The sequence below is a fragment of the Allobosea sp. OK403 genome (assembly GCF_900113835.1).
Classification (GTDB): Bacteria; Pseudomonadota; Alphaproteobacteria; order Rhizobiales; family Beijerinckiaceae; genus Allobosea.
Genome location: NZ_FOQV01000013.1, coordinates 25,028 through 46,659, shown reverse-complemented (window position 1 = coordinate 46,659; position 21,632 = coordinate 25,028). Strand labels below are relative to the sequence as shown.

The window sequence follows — 21,632 nt, the reverse complement described above, 5'->3', positions numbered from 1 at the left end:
TAAATCTGATATCCATGAAACAGCGCGATCTCTCCTGTCCGAAAACCCAGTTGGCCGCGGTTCTCAAAGGAATCCCAGCGTGATCCCGCGCCTTGCGGGCGCGCCGGCTTCCGCTCCCCTCTATGCAGCATTTCTGGCAGAGCTTCGGGCGCGCGGCTTCCAAGGCGAGCTTTCCGATGGCATCGCTGATCGAACGGTCCTGGCTACCGACAACTCGATCTACCATGTCACGCCAGAGGCCATCGCATTCCCGTGCGGCACCGACGACCTGCTGCGCATTGTTTGCGTGGCTGGGGAGGAAAGGTTCCGGGACATCAGGCTCGCGCCCCGCGGCGGGGGCACAGGCACCAATGCTCAATCCCTGACGGATGGCCTGGTCGTAGACGTCTCTCGACATATGACCCGCATTCTCGACATCGACATCGACAATCGGCGGGTTCGTGTTCAGGCGGGTGTCGTCAAGGATCAGCTCAACGCCGCACTCAAGCCCTACGGCTTGTTCTTCGCACCGGAACTGTCGACGTCGAACCGCGCAACCATCGGCGGTATGATCAACACGGATGCGTGCGGCCAGGGGTCCTGCCTTTACGGCAAAACGCGCGACCATGTGCTGGCCCTCACGACTGTGCTGCTCGATGGCACGGTCTGGACGTCGCGACCGATGACCGACGAACAACTTTCCGTGGTGGCGGCACGTCCGGATCGCATCGGAGCCATTCACGAACTCATCGACCGGATTCAGCGCGAGAAGCGATTGCTTATCTCTGCGCGCTTCCCACGGCTGAACCGCAGTCTGACCGGATATGACCTCGCCAACATTCGAACTGCCGACGGGCGGTTCGATTTGAACGCCATCCTCTGCGGCGCAGAGGGCACGCTTGGCTTTGTGGCGGAGGCCGAGCTGAATGTGCTGCCGATCCCGAATTACGCGGCGCTGATCACGATTCGCTACGGAAGCTTCGATTCCGCACTGCGGGATGCGCGGGGAATCATCGATTTTCAGCCTGCCTCTATCGAGACGGTCGATTCGAAGGTCTTGGCACTCGCCCGCAACGACATCGTCTGGCAGGATGTCCAGGAGTTCTTTCCCGACGATCCGGAAGGCCCAGCCGAAGGCATCAATCTCGTCGAATTTCTCGCCGACGATTTGGCCGCCCTGGAAAGCCAGATCCAGCGAGCGCTGGCGAAGCTCGAAAGAGAAGGCCGCATCAACGGCCGTCGCGGCTTTACCGTGGCCCGCAATGAAGGGGATCGCCGGCTTCCTGCAGAAGGAAGGCCGCTGTTGCCTTCCTCTATAAGCGGGCGCTCCCAAGACGACCTGCGCCCCGCTGAAGATGGCAACGGCTCCCAAGGAAGGGCAATCGAGGTTCCGTCAGGTTCCGCACGGGCCGTGGAGCGCATCTGGTCCATGCGGAAGAAGGCCGTCGGCCTGCTCGGGAACATGCAGGGCAGGCGCCGGCCGATTCCGTTCGTCGAGGATACGGCGGTGCCGCCTGAGCACCTTGCCGACTACATCGCGGAATTTCGCGCGGCGCTGGATCGGCGGGGGCTTGCTTATGGCATGTTCGGCCATGTCGACGCCGGCGTTCTCCATGTTCGCCCGGCGATCGACATGACCGATCCGAAGCAGGAATTCCTCATTCGCGACATCACCGATGAAGTCGCTGCGCTGACCCGAAAATACGGGGGCGTGCTTTGGGGAGAACATGGGAAGGGCGTGCGTTCTGAATATGCGCCGGCTTTTTTCGGGCCGCTCTATCCATGCCTGCAAGAGATCAAAGCCGCTTTCGATCCTCGCAATCAGCTCAACCCCGGCAAGATCGCGGCGCCGGCGGGCGGCGCGCTTCTGCGGATCGACGAGGTTCCAACCCGTGGCGCTCGCGAGCGCGTCATCGCGCCGGCCATCGCCGAGGCCTATGACAACGCGCTTTACTGCAACGGAAACGGCGCCTGCTACAACTGGGATCCCGACGATGCGATGTGTCCTTCCTGGAAGGAGACCAGAGAGCGTCGGCATTCGCCCAAAGGGCGCGCTCAGCTCATGCGCGAATGGCTTCGGCAGCTCGCCATGGCAGGCGTCGATCCTGTCGATGAAGCCAAACGACTGCGCCGCGGACAATGGCACAGACTGCCGAACCGGATTCGCAACAGCTGGGCGCGGCGCGGCGGGGAGGCCGACTTCTCGCATGACGTGAAGGAGGCGATGGACGGTTGCCTTGCGTGCAAATCCTGCGTTGGCCAGTGTCCGGTCAAGGTCAACGTGCCGGCGTTCCGGTCAAAATTCCTGCAACTATACTACGGTCGATACTTGCGTCCCGCGCGGGATTATCTTGTAGGTTCGATCGAACATCTCGTGCCCTGGGCCGCGCGAACGCCAGGCCTCTATAATGCGGTCACGCACAGCAGGCCGGGCCGAGCCCTGTTGCGCACGATTGGGCTTGTCGCCACCCCGTCATTGTCCAAACTCGACATCAAAGCCGAAATCAGAGCCCGGGGCGTCGCATTTGCCACGTCCGAGGCCCTGTCTGCCCTGACGGCGGACGAGAAGGCCGGGAGCGTCGTCATCGTGCAGGACGCATTCACGAGCTTCTACGAGACACCGCTGCTCCTGGATCTGATCGACTTCATTCAGGCACTCGGTTATCGGCCTTTCCTTGCCCCTTATCGTCCCAACGGCAAGGCGCTTTACGTGCATGGCTTTCTGAAAGCGTTCGGGGACGTGGCCATGGCCAATTCGGCCATGTTGGCCGAGCTGTCTGCCGGCGGCGTGGCGCTCGTCGGGCTAGATCCTTCGATCACGCTCACCTACCGCTCCGAGTATGCAGGGGTGGTGAACGATGCAGAACGCCCGCGCGTGCTGCTCGTGCAGGAGTGGCTGGCAGGGCGTCTGAACGCGCGTGCCGCCGTCGATGGCGAAGAGTATCTTTTGCTCCCGCATTGTACGGAGAGGACCAACGCGCCTGTCGCATTGAGAGACTGGGAGACCGTTTTTGCCAAGCTTGGACTGAGATTGCGAATCGCACCGTCGGGCTGTTGTGGGATGGCAGGAACCTGGGGGCACGAAGCCGAGCACCGGGATGCCTCGACGCGCATCTATGCCCAAAGCTGGGCACGTCACGTTGCTGGAGCCGTTGCGAGCGGGCGCCTCATGGCCGATGGTTACTCGTGCCGCTCACAAGCGGCGCTCATCGACGGTGCTCGGCTCCCGCATCCCGTGCAGGTTCTCCTGGCAAAGCTCACAGCCGGGCAGGACGGACGTGCTACCCCATCCTGAGCTCGGCCTTGGGCGTTTGCGGTCGTCCAATCTGTCCGGCCTGCTGCCGGTAATGTGGACGCCGCGTCCGGTGCGGTTTGGATGCAGGAAACCGATTTACACCGGCATAATGGCGCTCAACTGGTTGCGGAGATTGGCGGCCAACGACATCAGCCGTGGCGCAACTTCATCTTCAATCTGGTTGGGACTTAAACGGAAGACAGGGACGCGGCAGTTCATGCCGAAGCAATCTCCATTGGCGTTGCGCACCAGCGGGACGCCAACGGAATGCGTGCCAGGGGTCCAGGTACCCTTCGCGATGGAAAAGCCGCGGCTACGGCAATCCGCGACGCCTTGCATGAAGGCGTCAGAGTATTTCGCCCAGAGGTCGGGAGAATGGCGCTTCATCTCGTGGATCTTCGCTTTCAGTTCCTCATCGGTCAGCTGGGAGCAAAGTGCATGGCCGATGGTCGTCGGCACGAGAGGGCCTATCGTTCCGAGATCGGGAGAGCCCCAGATGTTCTCGTTCACGCGCGAGGTTTCAAGATAGACGAGATTGGTGCGATCGATCGTGCCGATCGAGACCGTGCAGCCGAGATCCTGCGCCAGCTTCTGCATCGAGGGGCGCGCGATCTGCAGCAACTTCAGATTCGCCAGCAGCGGATTGATCAGCACCAGTGCCCGCCAGCTCAGCCTGAACTTGGATTTCTCCTGCTTCAGGTAGCCCATTTTTGCCAGTGTGTAAGTCAATCTGGCGACCGTCGAGCGATTAATGCCTGATTGAATCGCGATTTCACCGTTGCTCATGGATGGTCGGTTGGGACGAAACGACTCCAGGACAGAAAGCCCTTTGACAAGAGTCGTCGCGATATCCGGGTCATGAGCGAATTCCTCCAAGACATCCTCCTTATTTAGAATCTTTATTTTAGTAGCGCCGATTCATATAGATTTATACTGTTTCCGACAATCGCATCCAATATCAAGGCCCCTAACATAACGGCTCCGCCGCAGCTCGAGGCTTGTCTCACTCCCATCAAAATGTCAAGATAATCAACAAAAGTATTAGTCGATGATCATTTGGTTGACTCCTGCCGCTCCTCCGCGCTTATCATGTGGAACTGGCGTTTCCCCTACGCCCACATCACATCACGGAGACGATCCCGATGAGCAACGTGATCGACATGGAGATCAGCCTGCCGCGCAGCGAGGCTAATCCAGATCTTGAACGCATCTCGAACGGCCGCCCCGGGACGCCTTTCGCGCAGTCCCTGCCGAGGCCCGAGGGCTATGGCTTCGACAACTACATCAACGTTTTTAAGGGCAAGGCGGCCGCGGCTGCTGAGCCGAGCGTGGCTGACGATGGCGGCTTGGCGCGGCTGGTGGAAGACATGGACCGCGCAGGCATATCCAAGGGCCTGCTCGTCGGTGCGGAGAACAGCGCGACAGGCAAGATCCACAGCGCGCATCCCGGCCGTTTCTTCCTGTTCACGACCTTCAATCCCCTGGACGGCATGCGCGCCGTCCGCGAGTTCGAGCGCCTGGTCAAGGAAGAGGGTGCAAATGGTCTGCGCCTGTCGGCGTTATATAATGGCGTGCCTGCCAATGACCGGCGCTATTACCCGCTCTATGCCAAATGCGTCGAACTGGACGTCCCGGTCCGCATCTACACTTCGATGAACTACGCAAACGATCGGCCCTACGACCTTGGTCACCCCCGTTATCTCGATGACGTCGCGGTGGACTTTCCCGAATTGAGGATCGTGGCGGGACTCGCCGGATGGCCCTGGGTGAACGACATGGTCGGGCTGCTTCGACGCCATCCGCGCCTTTATGTCGATACGGCCGCTCACCACCCGCGTTACTTCGGTCAGCCGGGTTCCGGATGGGAGCAGTTCCTGCAGTTCGGCAACACGCTGCTGCAGGACAAGGTGATGGTTGGGCTGTCGCGCTATCTCTTCGCCACGTCGTTCGAGAGCATCATCGACGACTACAAGCGACTGCCCCTCAAGGAGAAGGTCATCGAGAAGTGGCTTTCGGGTAACGCATCCGAGTTCTTCCGACTGAACTAGGGACGCGGTCCGATGCTGAGGTTCGTCGGCCGGCGGGCGCTCTACGCAGTGCCCCTGATCCTGGTGGTCATCATTCTGATGTTCTCCATGCTTCATCTGATTCCCGGCGATCCGGTGCAGGCGCTGGTCGGCGATTACCCTGTGCCTCCGGCCTATCGGCAGGCGATCGAAGAGAAATATCGGCTCAACGATCCGTTCCTTGTCCAAGTTTCGAACTATCTGATCAATGTCGCAAAAGGCGATTTCGGCTTTTCCTATCAGAACCAACGCGCAGTTCTCGACCTCATTCTCGAGCGGGCGCCGCGGACGATCCTGTTGGCCTCGGTCAGCTTCGCCCTTGCGATCCCGCTCGGCATGGCGATCGGCGTCGCGGCCGGAACGACGCGCAGCGCCGGTACGGACAAGTTCTGGACCACGACCACGCTGATCGTCTACGCGGTCCCGACATTCTGGCTCGGCCAGCTGCTCGTCATGTTTTTTGCGCTGCATCTGGGCTGGTTGCCGACCCAGGGGATCGGTCCGATGGTCAGCCGCGCACAGGGGTTCGCGTGGCTTTTGGAAAAGCTGCGTTATCTGGCATTGCCGGTCCTGGCCTTCGGCATCCACGAAGGCATGCGCGTCGCGCGGATCATGCGCGCCAGCGTCATCGACACGATCTCGCAGGGCTACATCATTACCGCGCGCGCCAAGGGCCTGACCCGCGGCCAGATCATTCGCAGGCATGTGCTGCGCAATTCGAGCCTGCCATTGGTCACCATCGCCGGCTATGCCTTCGGCTCCGCGCTCGGCGGGGCGGTTTTCCTTGAAACTGTTTTCACGTGGCCTGGGCTGGGTTTGCTGCTGGTCGATTCGATCAGGCTGCGGGACAACATGATGGTGATCGGCGTCGTCATCTTTTCCGCGCTGGCCGTCGTCGCGATGAATTTGATCGTCGATCTCCTCTACGCGGCGCTCGACCCGCGCATCAGAACAGTGCGCTGAGGTCGCGGTCATGTCGGATTCAAAAGCAACAGCACCAGCAGTCGCCGGCAAAGGCATCGTTCCGGGAAGCTGGCAAGCTCATTTCGCCAATATCGTGGGCACGCGCCATGGCGCTCTGGGCGCGGGCATCCTGCTCGTTCTGGTGGTCATGGCGATCACCGCGCCCCTCATCGCACCGTACCCTCCGCTGGAGCAGACGCCGGTCAGCCTTGCGCCTCCCTCGTGGCCATTCCCGTTCGGCACCGACAATACCGGCCGCGACCTGTTCTCGCTGATCTTGTACGGGAGCCAATCATCCCTGCTGGTCGGGCTGGGAGCCGCATTGGCCGCGCTGCTGGTGGGCGGGACGCTGGGTATCCTGGCTGGGTACTTCCAAGGTCCTGTCGAGGCCGTGCTGATGCGGCTCATCGAGCTCTTCCAGACGCTTCCCGTCATCATTCTCGTTCTGTGCGCCGTCGCGTTGTTCGGCTCGAACTTCTGGCTGCTGATCGCCGCCGTTGCGCTGGCGATCTGGCCTATGGAGGCGCGCCTCGTCTATGGGCAGTACATCAAGCTGCGCGAGCGGGAGTTCATTGCCGCGGCCCGCGTCGCCGATCTTTCGACCGCGCACATCATGTTTCGCGAGATCCTTCCCAACGCGATCCAGCCCATCATCGTGCAGGTGGCGCTCGACGCGAGCATCGCCATCCTGATCGAGGCCGGACTGGGCTTTCTCGGCCTGTCGGACCCCAGCAGGGTCAGCTGGGGGCGGCTGTTGTTCGTTGCCCAGGACTACATGGACAGTGCCTGGTGGATGAGCCTGTTTCCGGGCGCCGCCATCTGCATCACCGTCGTCGGGCTCAATCTTTTCGCCGATGGCCTCAACGAGATCATCGATCCCCGCAGCACGAGCGGCATGGGCGGATTGCAATGAGCGGCGTGCAGCGGGATCGATCCGAGGCCGGGACGACCGACGCGCCGGAAGCGCCCGACGCCGCTGCTCCGGTGCTGCTCGATGTCGGCTGCCTGAAGGTTCATCTGCGTCTGGGCCACGCGGTCATACGTGCCGTCGACGGCGTCGATTTCCAGGTTCGACAAGGCGAATGCGTCGGGATCGTCGGCGAGTCGGGATCGGGAAAAAGCACGCTGGCACGTGGCATCACGCGGCTGATGCCGAATGTGAAGATTGCCGAGCTCAGCGGCAATCTGCGCTTCGAAGGGCGCGACATTCTGAATATGGGCGACAGGGAGCTACGGACGCTGAGGCGAGGGCGCGGCTTCTCCATGATCTTCCAGGATCCGCTCGGCTATCTCAACCCGACGCAGCGCGTCGGCCGCCAGATCGGGGAAGCGCTCTCGCAGGATGCGACGACCGGCTCGTACGAGAGCCGCGTGTGGGCCCTGCTCGACGAGGTCGGGCTCCCGGACCCGAAGAACATCGCCCGGCGCTATCCCCACGAATTGTCGGGCGGCATGCGGCAGCGCGTGATGATCGCAATCGCGCTGGCCAGCGACCCCAAGCTTCTCTTCGCCGACGAGCCGACCACGGCGCTCGACGCGACGGTGCAGCTGCAGGTTCTGCAGACGCTTCATCGCCTGCACCGCGAACGCAACATGGCGATGGCGATCATCACGCACGATCTCGGAGTCGTCGCCGAACTCTGCGACCGCGTCTATGTGATGCACACCGGCAAGGTCGTCGAGAGCGCTACGACGGTCGAGCTGTTCGAGAACCCCCAGCATCCCTATTCGGCGCGGTTGATCGATTTGAGCACGCGCCGGATTTCGCAGGAGCACAGGTCATGACCGCTCCCGTGACCGCGCCGATCTTGCGTCTGCTCGGCGCCGAACAGGTTTACACCAGCCGCAACGCCAATGGCCCGGGATGGACCACCGTCCGCGCCGTCGATTCCGTCGATCTCGATGTCAACGAAGGCGAGACGCTCGCGATCGTGGGCGAGTCCGGGTCTGGCAAGAGCACGCTGGCGAAGCTGATGCTGATGCTGAACAAGCCGACGGCCGGCAAAGTGCAATTCCGCGGAACGGAGCTGGGATCGCTCGGACGCGACCGCAGGCAGCAGTTCCGGCGCGAGATCCAGGCCGTCTTCCAGGATCCGGCCTCATCCCTGAACCCGCGCATGACGATCGAGCGCATTCTGGGCTATATCGTCCGGCGTCATGCTTTGTGTCCCGCCGGGGAGACACGCGCCTTTCTCGCCGCGCAACTTGCATCTGTAGGCCTTGCTCCGCCGGAGCAATATCTGGAGCGCTATCCGCATCAGCTCTCCGGCGGCCAGCAGCAACGCGTCGCGATCGCCCGCGCAATGATGCTACGGCCGAAGATCATTATCGCAGACGAGCCGCTGTCGAGCCTCGACGTCTCCGTACAGGCGCAGGTTCTCGAGCTGATGAAGACCCTGCACGAAGCGACGAATGTCGGCTTCGTGGTGATCAGTCATGATCTCGGCGCCATGCAGGCGATCGCCGACCGGACCGCGGTCATGTATCGCGGCCGCGTCGTGGAGATCGGGCCATCGATCTACACCGAGCCTTTCCACCCCTATACGAAGTTGCTGCTCGACGCCCGGCTTTCACTCGACCCCCGTCGCAGTCGCATTCGACGTCTCGATACGACGCTGCCGCGAGCCACTCCGCCCGAGGCTTTGAAGGGCGGCTGTCGCTTCCGACACCGCTGCGCCGACTCGGTCGATATCTGCGCCACGCGCGAGCCGACGCTGAGGCCGGTGGGACCGCGCGGCGCCCAGGCTGCCTGTCACCGCGCCGAAGAGGTCAATGCCAAGGCGTCCCATGCGGCTGGCGCGAATGCTGCCGGGCGGGCGGCGATATGAACCGATCTGAAACCAAAGGGAGATTGAACGTGGCCTACACGAATAAACTCAATCATGCGCGGACGACCCTGAAGACGAGCGCGCTTTCACTCCTGGCGGGTACGATCAGCTTGTGCGCCATATCGGCCGCGCTTGCTGACGACGGGACGCCAGTCAAGGGCGGCACGGTCATCGCGACGCTGAATGCGACGACGATACCCAACCTGAATACGCAGATGACCTCGGCCGTTCCACCGCTCCACGCTGCCGATGTCTGGGCCGACGGCCTGATGACTTATGATAGCGGAGGCAACCGCCTGCCGCGTCTCGCGACGCGTTGGGAGATCTCCGACGACGGCAAGACCTACACCTTTCACATCCGCGAAGGCGTCAAATGGTCGGACGGCAAGCCGTTCAGCGCAGTCGATGTGGCCTTCACGCTCGAGGCTTTCGGAAAGTTCAATACTTATCTGACAAAGCTGATCCCGCTTATCGAGAAGGTGTCAGCACCAGACGAAAAAACTTTCGTCCTTCAGCTCAAGCAGCCGCTGACCGCTACGCTCGACCTCTTCGACAAGGAGGTGTTTCCGCTCATGCCGAAGCACATCTACGAAGGCAAGGACGTAGCCACGCACCCCGCCAATCTGGCGCCCGTAGGTCTTGGGCCCTTTAAATTCGACAAGTGGGTGAGCGGCCAGTCGATCACCTTCGTCCGCAATCCCTATTATTGGGAAGCGCCCAAACCCTATCTCGACTCCGTGGTCTTCGCGTTGATTCCGAATGCTCAGCAGCGCCTCAATGCTCTCATCAACGGCGAGGTCAACTGGTTCCGTCCAGAAGTGGTGCAGGTGCCTGCGACCCAGCAAGCGGCGAAGAAAGGCACGATCCGCGTGGTGCAGATCATGACCAATGCGCCCGAGACCGCGGTCATCGACTTCAACCTGCGACGCGCGCCGATGAACAATGTGAAGGTGCGGCAGGCGCTCTTCCATGCCATCGATCGTCAGCGGATCGTCCGGGACGTCTATCAAGGGCTCGCCGAAACCGCCAAGAGCGCCATCCCGACGCAATTCAAGAACCTGCACGACACATCGATCAACTACGACACGATGTATGGATATGACATCAAGCGTGCGGGCACGCTCCTTGACGAAGCCGGCTATCCTCTCAAGGATGGCAAGCGCTTCCAGATCGAGCTCGCCTTGCCCGCGGTCGCTCCCTACGACGCCCTAGCGCAGGTCGTGCAGGCGCAATGGACCGCGCTCGGCATCGATGTGAAGCTGAGCGCGCTCGACCAGCAGATCTGGATCAACAAGGTCTATACCCAACATGATTTCGACGCATCGATCATTGCGCTGACGGGGCGCTCCAATCCCGTGCTGGGCGTCGATCGCAGTTTTGTCTGCAACCAGTCCAGCGTCCCCTATGCGAACCCGACCGGCTACTGCAATCCTGAGTTCGACAAGGTGGCGAGCCTGGCTTCGGCGGTGCCCCTGGACCAGCAGAAGGCCCACTACAAGACCTATGCCGAGATCATCGCCCGCGATCTGAACCAGATCGCGCTGACGAACGCGCAAGCGTTCGAGGCTGTGACGACCAACTTCAAGAACTTGGACGCGCAGTTCAATTTCTCGTTCAACACGCATCCGAACTGGGCGGAAGCCTGGCTCCCGAAAGACAAGCAGTAAGCTTTCAGAGCAGACATGAGCGCGTGCAGCCGCCCAAGGCGGCTGCACGGCCCCTCCTATTTTCGAAGGACAAGGCCTTGCATATCAACGTCACTCCCATGGTCCAGCCCCGTTCGGTGGCAGTTGTCGGCGCGTCCGCCAAGCGCATCACGCAGGGCAATGTCGTCATCAGCAACCTGAAGTCATGGGGCTACAAGGGCGCGATCCTGCCGATCCATCCGCAGGCCGACCAGATCGATGGGCTACCGGCTTTCAATTCGGCTGCGGACATCCGCGGCGACACCGACCTCGCGATCGTCGCGATTCCGGCTGCGCAGGTGTCCGGTGTGCTTCGCGATCTCGAGGCGAGTTCCGTGCGCTCGGCGATCGTGTTCTCGAACGGGTTTTCCGATGAGGAGGAGCGGGCGCTGCGCGCGTTCGGCGCCGATAGCCGCCTCATAGTGCACGGCCCCAACTGCATGGGCCTGGTCAATTTCACCGACTCCATTCCGCTTTATCCGTCGCGGCCGTCGTTGCGGCTCAAGCCCGGCAAGGTCGCGCTGATCGCCCAGTCGGGGTCTGCGGCGATTTCGGTCATGAACTCCACCGTCATCGGCCTTTCCAAGGTCGTGACGGTTGGCAGCGAGTTTCATGTCGCAGCCGCCGACTACATCCGCTGGCTGGCGGATGACGATGAAACGACGGTGATCGGCGTCGTCGCGGAATCGATCAAATCGCCCCTGGCATTGGCGGAGGCTGCGGAGTGCGTCCACGCGGCGGGTAAGTCGCTTGTGATGCTGAAAGTGGGGCGCTCGGCGGTCGGGGTCGCCGCGACGCAGGCCCATACAGGTGCATTGGTCAGCGATCGCGACGCATATGACAGCTTCTTTCGGGAGACCAATATCGCGACGGTGTCGGACTATGACGAGCTCATCGCCGCGCTCGAATGCTCCGCCTCCGCAGGCCGGATGGTGCAGGGAGCAAGCTTGGGAATCGTCGGCATCTCCGGCGGCCAGACCGCACTCGCATGCGACATCGCGGAGGCGCAAGGCGTAGCCGTCGCAGCGTTTGCCGACGATACCAGGTCGCGCCTGCGTGCTGCGCTGCCTGGGATCGACGGAAACAATCCGGTTGATTTCGGGGCCACGGTCATCGTGGAGGATCGCAATATGCCCGAAGCGATGCAGGCGGTCATCGCCGACGAGGCCGTGGGTGCCGTCGTCGTTCTTCAGGACATGCAGGAAAGCCTGAATCCCGCGACCCTCAAGAACTATATGAGCGTGCTGGACGTCTATGCGGCAGCGGGCAAGGCGAGCGAGAAGCCTCTGATCGTGATCTCGCCGACCTCCGAAAACGTCGATCCCGGTGTTCGCGCCATGCTCGCCGACCATGGCGTTCCGCTGATCCGGGGACTTCATGCCGGGCTTCGTGCGGTCGGCAACCTTGCCCTCGGCAAGCCTGGCCCGGCGGGTGCCTGGGCGCGCCAGCGCCGCGATGCGTCCGCGCCCCTCGACGAGGTGGTCGTGGCGTTGAGGCGCGATATCGAGCTCTGCTCGGGTGCACTCGAGCCAGAACTGTCTTTCCGGCTTCTGCGCGCTTACGGAATCCCGCTGGTGAAGTCGATTGTCGTCAAGGATGCCGGCGAGGCCGTCGCCCGCATGAGCGAGATCGGATTTCCGATGGTGGTCAAGGTCGCGTCGCGCGATGTCCAGCACCGTTCCGACGTGGGCGGGGTGGTGCTCGGCGTCCGCGACGAGACATCTTTGGGCGACGCGATCAAAAGCATCGCAGGCAACATTGCCGCGGCTCGCCCCGAGGCCACGATCGATGGCTACGAGTTGCAGGAGGAGCTTGTCGACGGCGTCGAGGCCATGGCGGGGTTCACGGCAGCGCCGCCGTTCGGCCCGATGATCGTTCTGGGAAGTGGCGGCACGCTGGTCGAGTTGATGGCCGACCGCGCGGCAGCCCTTGCGCCGCTCACCCATGAGCAGGCAGGGGCGATGCTGCGCCAGACAAAGCTCGACCGGATGCTGGCCGGCTATCGCAACCTGATGCCCCGCACCGACACGAGCCAATTGATTGAGCTCGCGGTGAAGCTGTCGCAGCTCGCAAGCGATTTCGACGGCGTTCTGGCCGCCTGCGATCTCAACCCCGTGCTCATCCGCAAGGGCTCTGGGGACGTTCGCGTCGTCGATGCACTCTTCGTCTGCGCAAGATAGGGAAAAGCGGTTTCCTCCCGATCCGTCGACTCTACAGCGCCGGCCTCAACCCGCGTCGCTGGATTGCAACAATCGGACGCTATTGTATCTCCCAGGCGTAGGGAAGTGCGGGGCCTATTTCAGGCCGATTTGCAAGTTTCTGCCGCCATTTATAACAGCGTTTTAAGATCTTTTGAATCAAAGCCTTTCAAACTAGCGTCATCTCTTTGACGTATTTTCATTACCCAACCTGGATCACTTATCAGTGCGCGCCCAACGGCGATGAGGTCGAATTCATTGCGTTCCATACGCTGAATCAACCTATCGATACCGACACTAATCGAACTCTCTCCTGCAAATGCGGCGACAAATTCGCCCGACAGCCCCACTGATCCAACGCTGATGGTTGTGGCGCCAGTCAACTTCTTTGCCCATCCAGCAAAATTTAGGCCGTTTCGCCCATCGACCTCCGGAAATTCCGGCTCCCAGAAACGCCGTTGAGAGCAATGCAAAATATTGACCCCGGACTCTACAAGCGGCTGGAGCCATTTGGACATTTCATTCGGGGTGGAGACGAGGCGCGCGTTGAAGTCTTGTTGTTTCCATTGGCTAACACGAAGAATGATAGGAAAGTCTTGTCCGACCGCGGCACGAACCGCTGCTATCACTTCCCGCGCAAAGCGAGAGCGCTCAGCTGTTGTTGTGCCACCATATCGGTCCGTGCGCTGATTGGTGCCGGCCCAGAAGAACTGATCAATGAGATAGCCATGGGCACCATGCAATTCCAGCGTGTCGAAGCCCAAGTTTTTGGCCGCCATGGCAGCCTTGACATACGCCTCAATCGTGTCGGCGATGGCCTCCTCACTCATTTGTTCGCCGCGGGCGCGGCCGGGCGCCTCCAGGCCGGACGGGCTTTCTATTGGTCCATCCGGCTGCCAATCGGTTAGCGAGGTTGTGCTCGCTCCCGTATGCCAAAGCTGGGGCCCCATCCGGCCCCCTCCAGCGTGAACCGCATCGATCACCTTCTTCCATCCCGAAAGCGGTCCCTCTCCGTGAAAAAAGGGAACTCCAGGATCATTGCGAGACGCGGGTCGATCGACGACCGTGCCCTCGGAAATTATCAAGCCTACGCCGCCTTCTGCCCGCCTGCGATAGTAATTCGCGTTGATGTCATCTGGGACACCATCTTGCGCAAGAGCGCGGGTCATGGGGGCCATGACGATGCGATTGGGAAGCGTCATCGAGCCAATGGCCAGCGGCTCGAAAAGGATCTCACGATTCATTTGGCCTCTACCCGTCATCAGATGTCGATCGTTGCCGAGGCGACAGCCTCTCTAAGGAAGGTCACCGCATTTGCGATGGCCTCACGGCCCTCAGGAAGCTCGGCGTGGAACATGTGCCAAACGTGGAACATGCCCGGCCACACCTCCAACGAGACGCGAACCCGGTTTTCACCCAAGTGCGACGCGAGACGAATGGCGTCGCTCAGCATCAGCTCGCCCTCGCCGATCTGTACTAAGATCGGCGGTAGACCGCGCACATCGGCGAAGACGGGGGACGCCTCGGGGCTGTTCCGGAGCGCGCCACCAAGGAAGGTCCTAGCCATCAAGTCTAGACCCGCCTTGGTGTTCAACTTGTCCAGGCCCTCTCGGTTGAACATCGAAGCACCGGTGTGCTCAAGGTTCGCCCAAGGGGATAGTGCGGCTCCACCAGCCGGTAGTGGTATGCCGGCATCTCGGGCCATGACCATCACCGAAACGACCATCGCCCCGCCAGCAGAGTCCCCGGCGAACGTCACCGATTTTGGGTTCTGCCCCTGCTCGATCAGCCAACGGTAGGCAGCAAACGTGTCCTCGATCGGAATTGGGAATGTATGCTCCGGAGCGAGCCTATAATCCGGCAGGTAAACCCGCGCTTTCAAAGCCTTTGCGAATGCGGCCGCTAGTCCGTGATACCCCTCGGGTCCGCCCACGATGTACGCCCCGCCATGGATATAAAACAGCACGCGGTCGCCATCGATATCCCGCGGGGTAATCAGCGTCGCGGGAACTCCACCCATGTCAATCTGCTCGATCCGCACATCCGCCGGTGTCGGATGCTCGGCCATCTTGGTGATGTAGGATTTCCGGATTTGGCCAATCGTTACATCCTTGTTCTCGCCAAGAATGACAGGACCAAGGTCCTGGAGGCTTTCAGCCCATTGGGCGAGGCGATGCGTCACGATGTCGTTGAAGGCCATGATCTCACTCCTGATGCCGTTGATGTGCTCAGGCCGTCAATATACGCTGCCGATTGGCGACAGCGCGTCAACACTGCGGAGAGGGACGCGGCGGGTGGCACCAAATAACTTTAGCGATATCGTGACATTCGTAGCGGCCGCTGAGGCGGGGAGCTTTGTCGGAGCAGCTCGCCTTCGTTCAATGACTCGCTCAGGAATTGCCAAAAGCGTTGCTCGGCTTGAGGACCGCCTAGGAGTTCGCCTCTTCAATCGCACCACGCGAAGCCTGGGGCTAACGGATGATGGCCGCATTTTTCTAGATCGCTGCACCCGCATCCTGAGCGATCTTGAGGAGGCCGAGCAATCACTCTCTCTTGGCGGCGGGGAGCCACAGGGCATGTTCCGTTTAACGGCGCCGGCGACGTTCGGGCGTGTCATTATCCTCCCGCTGCTTAGTGAGTTTCTGAATTCTGCACCGAAACTTCGAGCGGAGGTCAGCCTTACAGACAGAATCAATGATATTATTGAAGACGGGTATGATTTGGCGATCCGGATTGGTGATGTTCGCGAGAACGGCAGTCTGATCGCACGTGCAATCGCCAAGCAGCATGATGTCGTGGTGGCTAGTCCGGTTTACCTTTCGGACAGACCACGGCCTCAGCACCCTGACGACTTAGTGGGTCATAGCTGCCTAGGATACGTCAGTGCCGGGCAATCACGTCCTTGGCGCTTCATTGTCGATGGGGAGCCGATCCTTGTAAGACCGCATGCGCGCCTGTCGCTTGATGGTGGAGAGGCGTTGCGAGATGCCGCGATATCGGGAGCAGGTCTCGCGTTTCTCCCAGGCTACGCTGTTAGAAAAGACATCGAGGAAGGCCGCCTTATACCTTTACTCGAGGAGTATGCGGCGGACCCGGTACCCATCACTGCGTTGTATCCCACCCGTCGGCACCTAGCACCAAAGGTGCGGCAGTTCATAGATCTGCTTGCCAGTCGGCTCTAGTTGTCGGGAACCATCGACATCGACTCCACTCGGGCGCTGGCAATATGACGCCCGTCGAATTCGCCTCAAATCCACGCTGGAAAACATGCCACCGAAGGTCACAAACGAAACTCAAGGTTCTCCGTGAGGCCGGCAGAGAAAAGGGGCTCAAGCCAAGGGAACGACGGTACCAAACAGAGCAATTCTACTTTTGATCCTCACGTATAAGGTCGGAAGCTTTCTCCGCAATCATCAGCACGGCTGCCATGGTGTTTCCGGAGATTTGAGTTGGCATGATAGACGCGTCGACAACACGAACCCCTGTAATCCCACGAACCTTTAGGCGACTGTCGACAACCGCATCCGCCCGACTGCCCATTCGGCGAGTACCAACCGGGTGGTAAATGGTCTGCCCGTTGGACCGGGTGAACGATATGACCGCCTCAAGCTGATGGACAAGGCGGCCTATCTCGACTTCGTCGTCGAGATCATCCGTCGCCGCGACGGTCCCCAGGGCTTCGAGGTGCTGCCGCGCCGTTGGGTCATTGAGCGGACCTTCGGATGGATGACACGCCGGCGCCGGCTCGTGCGCGGCTGACGTCTCAAAGGCCATGATCCTCGTCGCCATGGGCGGAAATCTCACCCGCAGAAACGCTCATCCGTGAATTTCCAAATGGGCTCTAAGCGATGATCTGAAATCGCTCACATGACGAGCCTGCGGCGGCATTCATCTCAACCACCCCACTACAAAGAGTATCTGTCTAGGCCAAGTCGATATATCTCATTGGCTGTTCGACTAAAGAGCCTATGCTTGTCTTCCTGACTGTAATCTTTCGCCAATCGCTTGAACGCATTCCAGAGAACGGGATAGCTGACGAAGCCTTTGTCGACGGGAAAATTGCTTTCGAACATGCATTTCGCGGGGCCAAATCTGCCGATGCAGTGATCTACGAACGGCGACCAGATCTCGGCCAGGTATTCAGAAGACGGTGGCAATGGTCGCTGATCGAGTTCAAACCCACAGTTCCGCATCGCCAACCCTCCGAGTTTGACCGACACGTTGGGGCATGCGGCCAAGCGGTCGATCGACCTCTTCCAGTCGGCCAGGACTTCTGCTCTCTTATGTTTGAAGCGGCCGACACCCAGCGGTGTTCCAGCGTGATTGAGAACGATAGGGGTGTCGGGAAACGCCTCGGCCAAATCCGTCAGTTCGTCCAGTTGCGGATGATAAAGGAAGGCCTCGAACGTGAGATCATGTTGGGCGAGATGTGAAAAGCCTTGTCGAAATGCTGGATCGGCCATCATGTTCGGAGTGGCCTGGCTGGCGATGCCACGTATGGATACATCTTCGTCCCATGCTGTAATGTGCCGAATTGCTTTGAGCCTGCCGTTCCCCGCGGCGACCGCTGCTTTGAGGACGTCCTCGACATCGCTGCCAAGGCGCAGATCCACGAAGCCGGTGATGCCTGCGCAGACACGCGCGGGGCCATAAATTCCGCTTGCGCTCATCGCGCTGACACCATTGACGAACTCGATCTCCCCGATCGGACGAAGCGCCTGGGGACCGTCACTCCGGTACATCGCGTAGGCTTGGGCATAGACGGTCGCCACGATGTTGTGTCCCGTGTTCAGATCGGCCATGAGTTCGTCGAACATGTACCGGGCCCCTGCAAGATCCCATAGATGGTGATGCGGATCGATGATCGGCAGATCGGGCTCGAGCGGCGCTTCCTTGATGAGGGAGAGCCACTCCGGCCTGACAACCGGATATCGCGGCACTGTCGGGACAATTGTTTCGGCCGTCATAAATAATCCAATCGCTGCGAAGAGAATTTAAGTCTATTGACTAACTATATTGAGTCATCTTATCTCGGAAAAGATGATAGATGAGTGTTGCCGCTTTGAAAAAACGTGCCTCAAACAAGCTAATCTCGCCAAATCTTAGCGGGAAAGCACTAGATTGCGATGGCGGTCTGACAAGATACTTGCAAAATTGATGAAATTTTAGAATCTGTGGTCAGGTAAACCAATGGCCCCGCATTACTGATCTGAGCATATCCGATGCCCATTCGCTACTCGTTAGAGCTTCGAGCGCGTGAACGAGGAGGCCGGCGCGAAGATTATGCACAATGCAACAAACTCAAGCCAGCGTGTAGGCCGTCTTGACCGTCGTATACATCTCCCTGGCGTAGGCGCCCTGCTCGCGGGGGCCGTAGCTCGAGCCCTTCCGGCCGCCGAAGGGCACGTGGTAATCGACACCTGCGGTTGCGAGGTTGACCATCACCATGCCGGCCTCGGCATTGCGCTTAAAATGCGTCGCATGCTTCAGCGAGGTCGTGCAGATGCCTGAGGACAGTCCGAAATCGGTGTCGTTGGCGACGCTGAGCGCCTCCTCGTAGTCCTTGACGCGGATGATGTTAGCGACGGGACCGAAGACCTCCTCGCGCGAGATGCGCATGGCGTTCGTTGTCTCGGTGAAGAGTGCGGGCTGAAGATAGAAGCCGGGGGTCTCGCGGTTCAGGAGTTCGCCGCCGAAGGCGAGCTTGCCGCCCTCATCCTTGGCGATCTGGATGTATTTCAGATCCTGGTCGAGCTGGCTCTGATCGACGACCGGGCCGATATGGGTGCCCGCCTTCAAAGCGTCGTCAATCGTGAGCCCCTTCAGGCGCTCGATGCAGGCCTCGACGAAGCGGTCATGGATGCCGGCCTGGACGATCAAGCGCGAGGAGGCCGTGCAGCGCTGGCCGGCCGAGAAGAAGGCGCCGGTGACGGCGGCCTCGACGGCGATCTTGAGATCGGCGTCGTCCAGCACGACGAGCGGGTTCTTGCCGCCCATCTCGAGCTGGACCTTTTTCATCGGCGAGGAGGCGATGCAGGCCTCTGCGACCTTGCGGCCGGTCGAGACCGAACCGGTGAAAGAGATCGCGTGGACGTCCTTGTGCTGCAGCAGCGCCTGGCCGACGACCGAGCCGCGCCCCATGACGAGGTTGAGCACGCCTTTGGGCAGGCCGGCACGCTGGAGAATGTCGACCAGCGCCCAGGCCGAGCCCGGCACCAGATCGGCCGGCTTGATAACGACGCAATTGCCAAAGGCCAGTGCCGGCGCGATCTTCCAGGCCGGGATCGCGATCGGGAAGTTCCAAGGCGTGATCATGCCGAAGATGCCGACCGGCTCGCGGGTGATCCCCACCCCGACGCCCGGGCGCACGGAGGGCAGCATCTCTCCGGTCAGGCGAAGGCACTCGCCGGCGAAGAAAGCGAAGACCTGGCCGGCGCGGCCGGCCTCGCCGATGCCCTCGGCCAGGGTCTTGCCCTCCTCGCGCGAGAGCAGGCGGCCGAGTTCTTCCTTGCGAGCGAGAAGCTCGTCGGAGGCCTTCTTCAGGATCTCGTAGCGGTCCTGAGGGCCGGACCGGCTCCAGGCCGGGAAAGCGGCCTTCGCGGCAGCGACCGCATCGTTGAGCTGGTCGACCGAGCCTTGCGCGTACTCGCCGACGACGTCGTTGGTGTTCGACGGGTTGATGTTCCGCGAGGCGTTACCCGAAGCGGCCCACTCGCCGGCGATCAAGTTCTTGAAAATCGATGTCATAGGCTGTCCCAATTAGCGCGCGAAGCGAATTCCATAACTCTGGCTAGGCCATGCAGTGCCCGAAATGCGATACTCGAACACTAAGCATCGTGTAGACCACCGAACTCGAAATGGGGGCCGGGTGATCATCGAAGCTGTATTCATCGCCAGACAGCATCCACCCTGTCGAACGCTCCCATCAGCGAATCGTTTTCAGCCGAATTCAGAAGTGATTTCGAGATTTTGCCGGACGATGTTCGCGGGAAATCCGTCACATACGCGTAATACCTCGGCACCTTGAAAGGAGCGAGCATGCCGCGACAATGCGCTTCAATTCGCTCTATCGAACAATCATTCTGCGAAAAACCGGGCTTCAGCTGAACGACGATCTTCACCTCCTCCCCACGACGCGCGTCGGGAACGGGTACAGCCGCTACATCCGCAACCTCCGGAAGCATCTGCACCACGCTTTCAACTTCACGCGCGGAGATATTTTCGCTGCTGCGGCGGATCATTTCCTTGATGCGCCCAACAATATAGTAATAACCGTGCTCGTCCCGCCGAAACAGATCGCCAGTGCGGAACCATTCTTGATTGAAGGCTTTCTCGGTCGCCTCCGCCTTGTTCCAATATCCTTTAAGGATTGAACGACCGGAAATCTCGAGCTCGCCGACTTCGTCGTGCGCCATTTCCTGCCCGTCCGCGCCGCAGATCCGGGCGCCTCGCCATGGCGTGGGAACGCCGCAGGAACCCTTGCCGATCATATCGAAGGCATCGAACGGCATGGCCGTTCCCATCCCAATTTCGGTCATTCCGAAGATGTCACGGCCGATCACATTAAAGCGCGTCTGAAAGGCAAGCTCCGCATCACCCCGCCATCCGGATATGAAAGCATGCTTCAGATGCGTCGCTCCATCATCGGCGGCTTCCGGCTGTTGCATCGCCAGCTTTGGAAATTGGCACCACTCGATCCGGTAGGTCTTCAGCCACGGAATGTATTTCGACAATGACGGCTTCTTGGCGCAATATACGACCGCACCGGACCACAGAGCCTTAAGAAAGTGCCATTGTGGATCCATGTAAAACCAAGGCTGGGCCGTCAGCAAACGCGACGATGCCTGGTTGTCCACGGCGAGGGCCGTTCGGGAAATCACGAGCCAATAATCGTGAGTCAGCATGCATCCTTTCGGAAAGCCTGTCGTTCCGGACGTATATTGAATGTTCAACAGATCGTCCCGCTTTACGGGCTCTACCGGTCTGTGAACCGAGCTGCCTGCCGAAACGAGATCATTCCAGCGTCGCATGCCTTGTGGGGCTGATGGGCCGAGCACGATAATCCTGTCGTCGCCCAGATCTGCGGGCCGTTCCGTGCACTGCCCCAGAATAGGTAGAAATTCGTCCTCAATGATCAAGGTTGATGCGCCGGAGTCGTTGAGAACATAGCTCAATTCCCTCGCGGTATAGCTCGGGTTGATCGGCACGATCACCGCGCCTATACGAGCGATGGCAACCCAACTGATAGGAAACTCCGCCCGATTCCCGAGCATCACGCCGATGCGATCGCCTTTCCGGATGCCAAGTCGTTCAAGACTGTTGGCGAGCTGGCATGTCAGATCTCGAAGGGTCGCATACGTCAAGGTCACGTCGTCATCGAAGAACACAAGAGCCGGGCGCTCGGCATAGCGATCGGCCGCGTCGTCCAGGAGCACAGGCACCGTCTCAGGTAACGTACATTGCTCGACCAGGCGCATGCGCTCCTGCCATCGTGTCAATACGGCGTCAGACATCGGATGTTCCTGTATTTGCGCACATTATATGCATTGGATCGACATTCCACTCAGTCGGAGATAGCGTACATCGCGATTCTGGACGCATAATCTTCCTCGATTGAG

Annotated in this window: 16 protein-coding genes and 1 pseudogene; 10 read left to right on the top strand and 7 right to left on the bottom strand. The window is 60.4% G+C overall.

Annotated features, from left to right (window positions below; genetic code table 11):
- Positions 1-79 precede the first annotated feature (79 nt).
- Complete coding sequence (locus BMZ97_RS26965; protein ID WP_092177277.1) at positions 80-3,274, top strand: FAD-binding and (Fe-S)-binding domain-containing protein; 3,195 nt, start codon at positions 80-82, stop codon at positions 3,272-3,274.
- 96 nt (positions 3,275-3,370) lie between these two features.
- On the opposite strand, the gene BMZ97_RS26960 is transcribed toward BMZ97_RS26965, so the two are convergent.
- Positions 3,371-4,150 carry an IclR family transcriptional regulator gene (locus BMZ97_RS26960; protein WP_244546617.1) on the bottom strand — a complete coding sequence of 260 codons (780 nt, stop codon included), beginning with the start codon at positions 4,148-4,150 and terminating at the stop codon, positions 3,371-3,373.
- Positions 4,151-4,416: 266 nt separating this feature from the next.
- Here BMZ97_RS26960 and BMZ97_RS26955 point away from each other — a divergent pair, with 266 nt between their 5' ends.
- The 7 genes from BMZ97_RS26955 (at position 4,417) to BMZ97_RS26925 (ending at position 12,996) form a co-directional block, all read left to right on the top strand.
- Positions 4,417-5,322 carry an amidohydrolase family protein gene (locus BMZ97_RS26955; protein WP_092177275.1) on the top strand — a complete coding sequence of 302 codons (906 nt, stop codon included), beginning with the start codon at positions 4,417-4,419 and terminating at the stop codon, positions 5,320-5,322.
- A gap of 12 nt (positions 5,323-5,334) precedes the next feature.
- Positions 5,335-6,303 (top strand): ABC transporter permease, encoded by a 969-nt coding sequence (locus tag BMZ97_RS26950; RefSeq protein ID WP_092177273.1) that lies wholly within the window; start codon positions 5,335-5,337, stop codon positions 6,301-6,303.
- Between the two features lie 94 nt (positions 6,304-6,397).
- A complete protein-coding gene (locus BMZ97_RS26945; RefSeq protein WP_244546616.1) occupies positions 6,398-7,216 on the top strand; it encodes an ABC transporter permease in 819 nt (272 codons plus the stop codon).
- Positions 7,213-8,088: an ABC transporter ATP-binding protein gene (locus tag BMZ97_RS26940; protein ID WP_092177269.1), complete on the top strand. Its 876-nt coding sequence runs from the start codon at positions 7,213-7,215 to the stop codon at positions 8,086-8,088. The genes BMZ97_RS26945 and BMZ97_RS26940 overlap by 4 nt, the downstream gene beginning before the upstream one ends.
- On the top strand, positions 8,085-9,131 hold the full coding sequence (locus BMZ97_RS26935; RefSeq protein WP_092177267.1) for an ABC transporter ATP-binding protein: 1,047 nt from the start codon (positions 8,085-8,087) through the stop codon (positions 9,129-9,131). Before BMZ97_RS26940 ends, BMZ97_RS26935 begins: the two co-directional genes overlap by 4 nt.
- Positions 9,128-10,798 (top strand): ABC transporter substrate-binding protein, encoded by a 1,671-nt coding sequence (locus tag BMZ97_RS26930; RefSeq protein ID WP_092177265.1) that lies wholly within the window; start codon positions 9,128-9,130, stop codon positions 10,796-10,798. The genes BMZ97_RS26935 and BMZ97_RS26930 overlap by 4 nt, the downstream gene beginning before the upstream one ends.
- A 23-nt stretch (positions 10,799-10,821) precedes the next feature.
- Positions 10,822-12,996, top strand: a complete 2,175-nt coding sequence (locus BMZ97_RS26925; RefSeq protein ID WP_244546615.1) for an acetate--CoA ligase family protein — start codon at positions 10,822-10,824, stop codon at positions 12,994-12,996.
- A gap of 149 nt (positions 12,997-13,145) precedes the next feature.
- Here BMZ97_RS26925 and BMZ97_RS26920 read toward each other — a convergent pair whose 3' ends face one another.
- Both BMZ97_RS26920 and BMZ97_RS26915 read right to left on the bottom strand, forming a co-directional pair.
- Positions 13,146-14,258: an NADH:flavin oxidoreductase gene (locus BMZ97_RS26920; RefSeq protein WP_092177410.1), complete on the bottom strand. Its 1,113-nt coding sequence runs from the start codon at positions 14,256-14,258 to the stop codon at positions 13,146-13,148.
- A gap of 17 nt (positions 14,259-14,275) precedes the next feature.
- Positions 14,276-15,214: an alpha/beta hydrolase gene (locus tag BMZ97_RS26915; RefSeq protein WP_092177263.1), complete on the bottom strand. Its 939-nt coding sequence runs from the start codon at positions 15,212-15,214 to the stop codon at positions 14,276-14,278.
- Here BMZ97_RS26915 and BMZ97_RS26910 point away from each other — a divergent pair.
- Complete coding sequence (locus BMZ97_RS26910; RefSeq protein WP_244546614.1) at positions 15,198-16,196, top strand: LysR family transcriptional regulator; 999 nt, start codon at positions 15,198-15,200, stop codon at positions 16,194-16,196. The two genes, BMZ97_RS26915 and BMZ97_RS26910, sit on opposite strands and share 17 nt — an antisense overlap.
- Positions 16,197-16,380: 184 nt before the next feature.
- Here the strand turns inward: BMZ97_RS26910 and BMZ97_RS26905 are convergent, their stop codons facing one another.
- Positions 16,381-16,611 (bottom strand): GMC oxidoreductase, encoded by a 231-nt coding sequence (locus BMZ97_RS26905; RefSeq protein ID WP_348272134.1) that lies wholly within the window; start codon positions 16,609-16,611, stop codon positions 16,381-16,383.
- On the opposite strand from BMZ97_RS26905, the pseudogene BMZ97_RS26900 reads away from it, so the two are divergent.
- Positions 16,609-16,840: pseudogene (locus BMZ97_RS26900) on the top strand (transposase); the annotation flags it as partial. The gene BMZ97_RS26905 and the pseudogene BMZ97_RS26900 sit on opposite strands and share 3 nt — an antisense overlap.
- Positions 16,841-16,919: 79 nt before the next feature.
- Here BMZ97_RS26900 and BMZ97_RS26895 read toward each other — a convergent pair.
- The 3 genes from BMZ97_RS26895 to BMZ97_RS26885 form a co-directional block, all read right to left on the bottom strand.
- A complete protein-coding gene (locus BMZ97_RS26895; RefSeq protein ID WP_092177259.1) occupies positions 16,920-17,981 on the bottom strand; it encodes an amidohydrolase family protein in 1,062 nt (353 codons plus the stop codon).
- Between the two features lie 334 nt (positions 17,982-18,315).
- Positions 18,316-19,761 (bottom strand): aldehyde dehydrogenase family protein, encoded by a 1,446-nt coding sequence (locus BMZ97_RS26890; RefSeq protein WP_092177257.1) that lies wholly within the window; start codon positions 19,759-19,761, stop codon positions 18,316-18,318.
- A gap of 140 nt (positions 19,762-19,901) precedes the next feature.
- Positions 19,902-21,527 (bottom strand): class I adenylate-forming enzyme family protein, encoded by a 1,626-nt coding sequence (locus BMZ97_RS26885; protein WP_092177255.1) that lies wholly within the window; start codon positions 21,525-21,527, stop codon positions 19,902-19,904.
- Between the last annotated feature and the right edge of the window lie 105 nt (positions 21,528-21,632).

What these genes read in the sequence shown, in the direction of transcription:
- BMZ97_RS26910 (WP_244546614.1), top strand. Translation starts at nt 15,198, where the DNA reads ATGTCGTTGAAGGCCATGATCTCACTCCTGATGCCGTTGATGTGCTCA.
- BMZ97_RS26930 (WP_092177265.1), top strand. Translation starts at nt 9,128, where the DNA reads ATGAACCGATCTGAAACCAAAGGGAGATTGAACGTGGCCTACACGAAT.
- BMZ97_RS26940 (WP_092177269.1), top strand. Translation starts at nt 7,213, where the DNA reads ATGAGCGGCGTGCAGCGGGATCGATCCGAGGCCGGGACGACCGACGCG.
- BMZ97_RS26955 (WP_092177275.1), top strand. Translation starts at nt 4,417, where the DNA reads ATGAGCAACGTGATCGACATGGAGATCAGCCTGCCGCGCAGCGAGGCT.
- BMZ97_RS26935 (WP_092177267.1), top strand. Translation starts at nt 8,085, where the DNA reads ATGACCGCTCCCGTGACCGCGCCGATCTTGCGTCTGCTCGGCGCCGAA.
- BMZ97_RS26895 (WP_092177259.1), bottom strand. Translation starts at nt 17,981, where the DNA reads ATGACGGCCGAAACAATTGTCCCGACAGTGCCGCGATATCCGGTTGTC.
- BMZ97_RS26950 (WP_092177273.1), top strand. Translation starts at nt 5,335, where the DNA reads ATGCTGAGGTTCGTCGGCCGGCGGGCGCTCTACGCAGTGCCCCTGATC.
- BMZ97_RS26890 (WP_092177257.1), bottom strand. Translation starts at nt 19,761, where the DNA reads ATGACATCGATTTTCAAGAACTTGATCGCCGGCGAGTGGGCCGCTTCG.
- BMZ97_RS26885 (WP_092177255.1), bottom strand. Translation starts at nt 21,527, where the DNA reads ATGTCTGACGCCGTATTGACACGATGGCAGGAGCGCATGCGCCTGGTC.
- BMZ97_RS26915 (WP_092177263.1), bottom strand. Translation starts at nt 15,214, where the DNA reads ATGGCCTTCAACGACATCGTGACGCATCGCCTCGCCCAATGGGCTGAA.
- BMZ97_RS26920 (WP_092177410.1), bottom strand. Translation starts at nt 14,258, where the DNA reads ATGAATCGTGAGATCCTTTTCGAGCCGCTGGCCATTGGCTCGATGACG.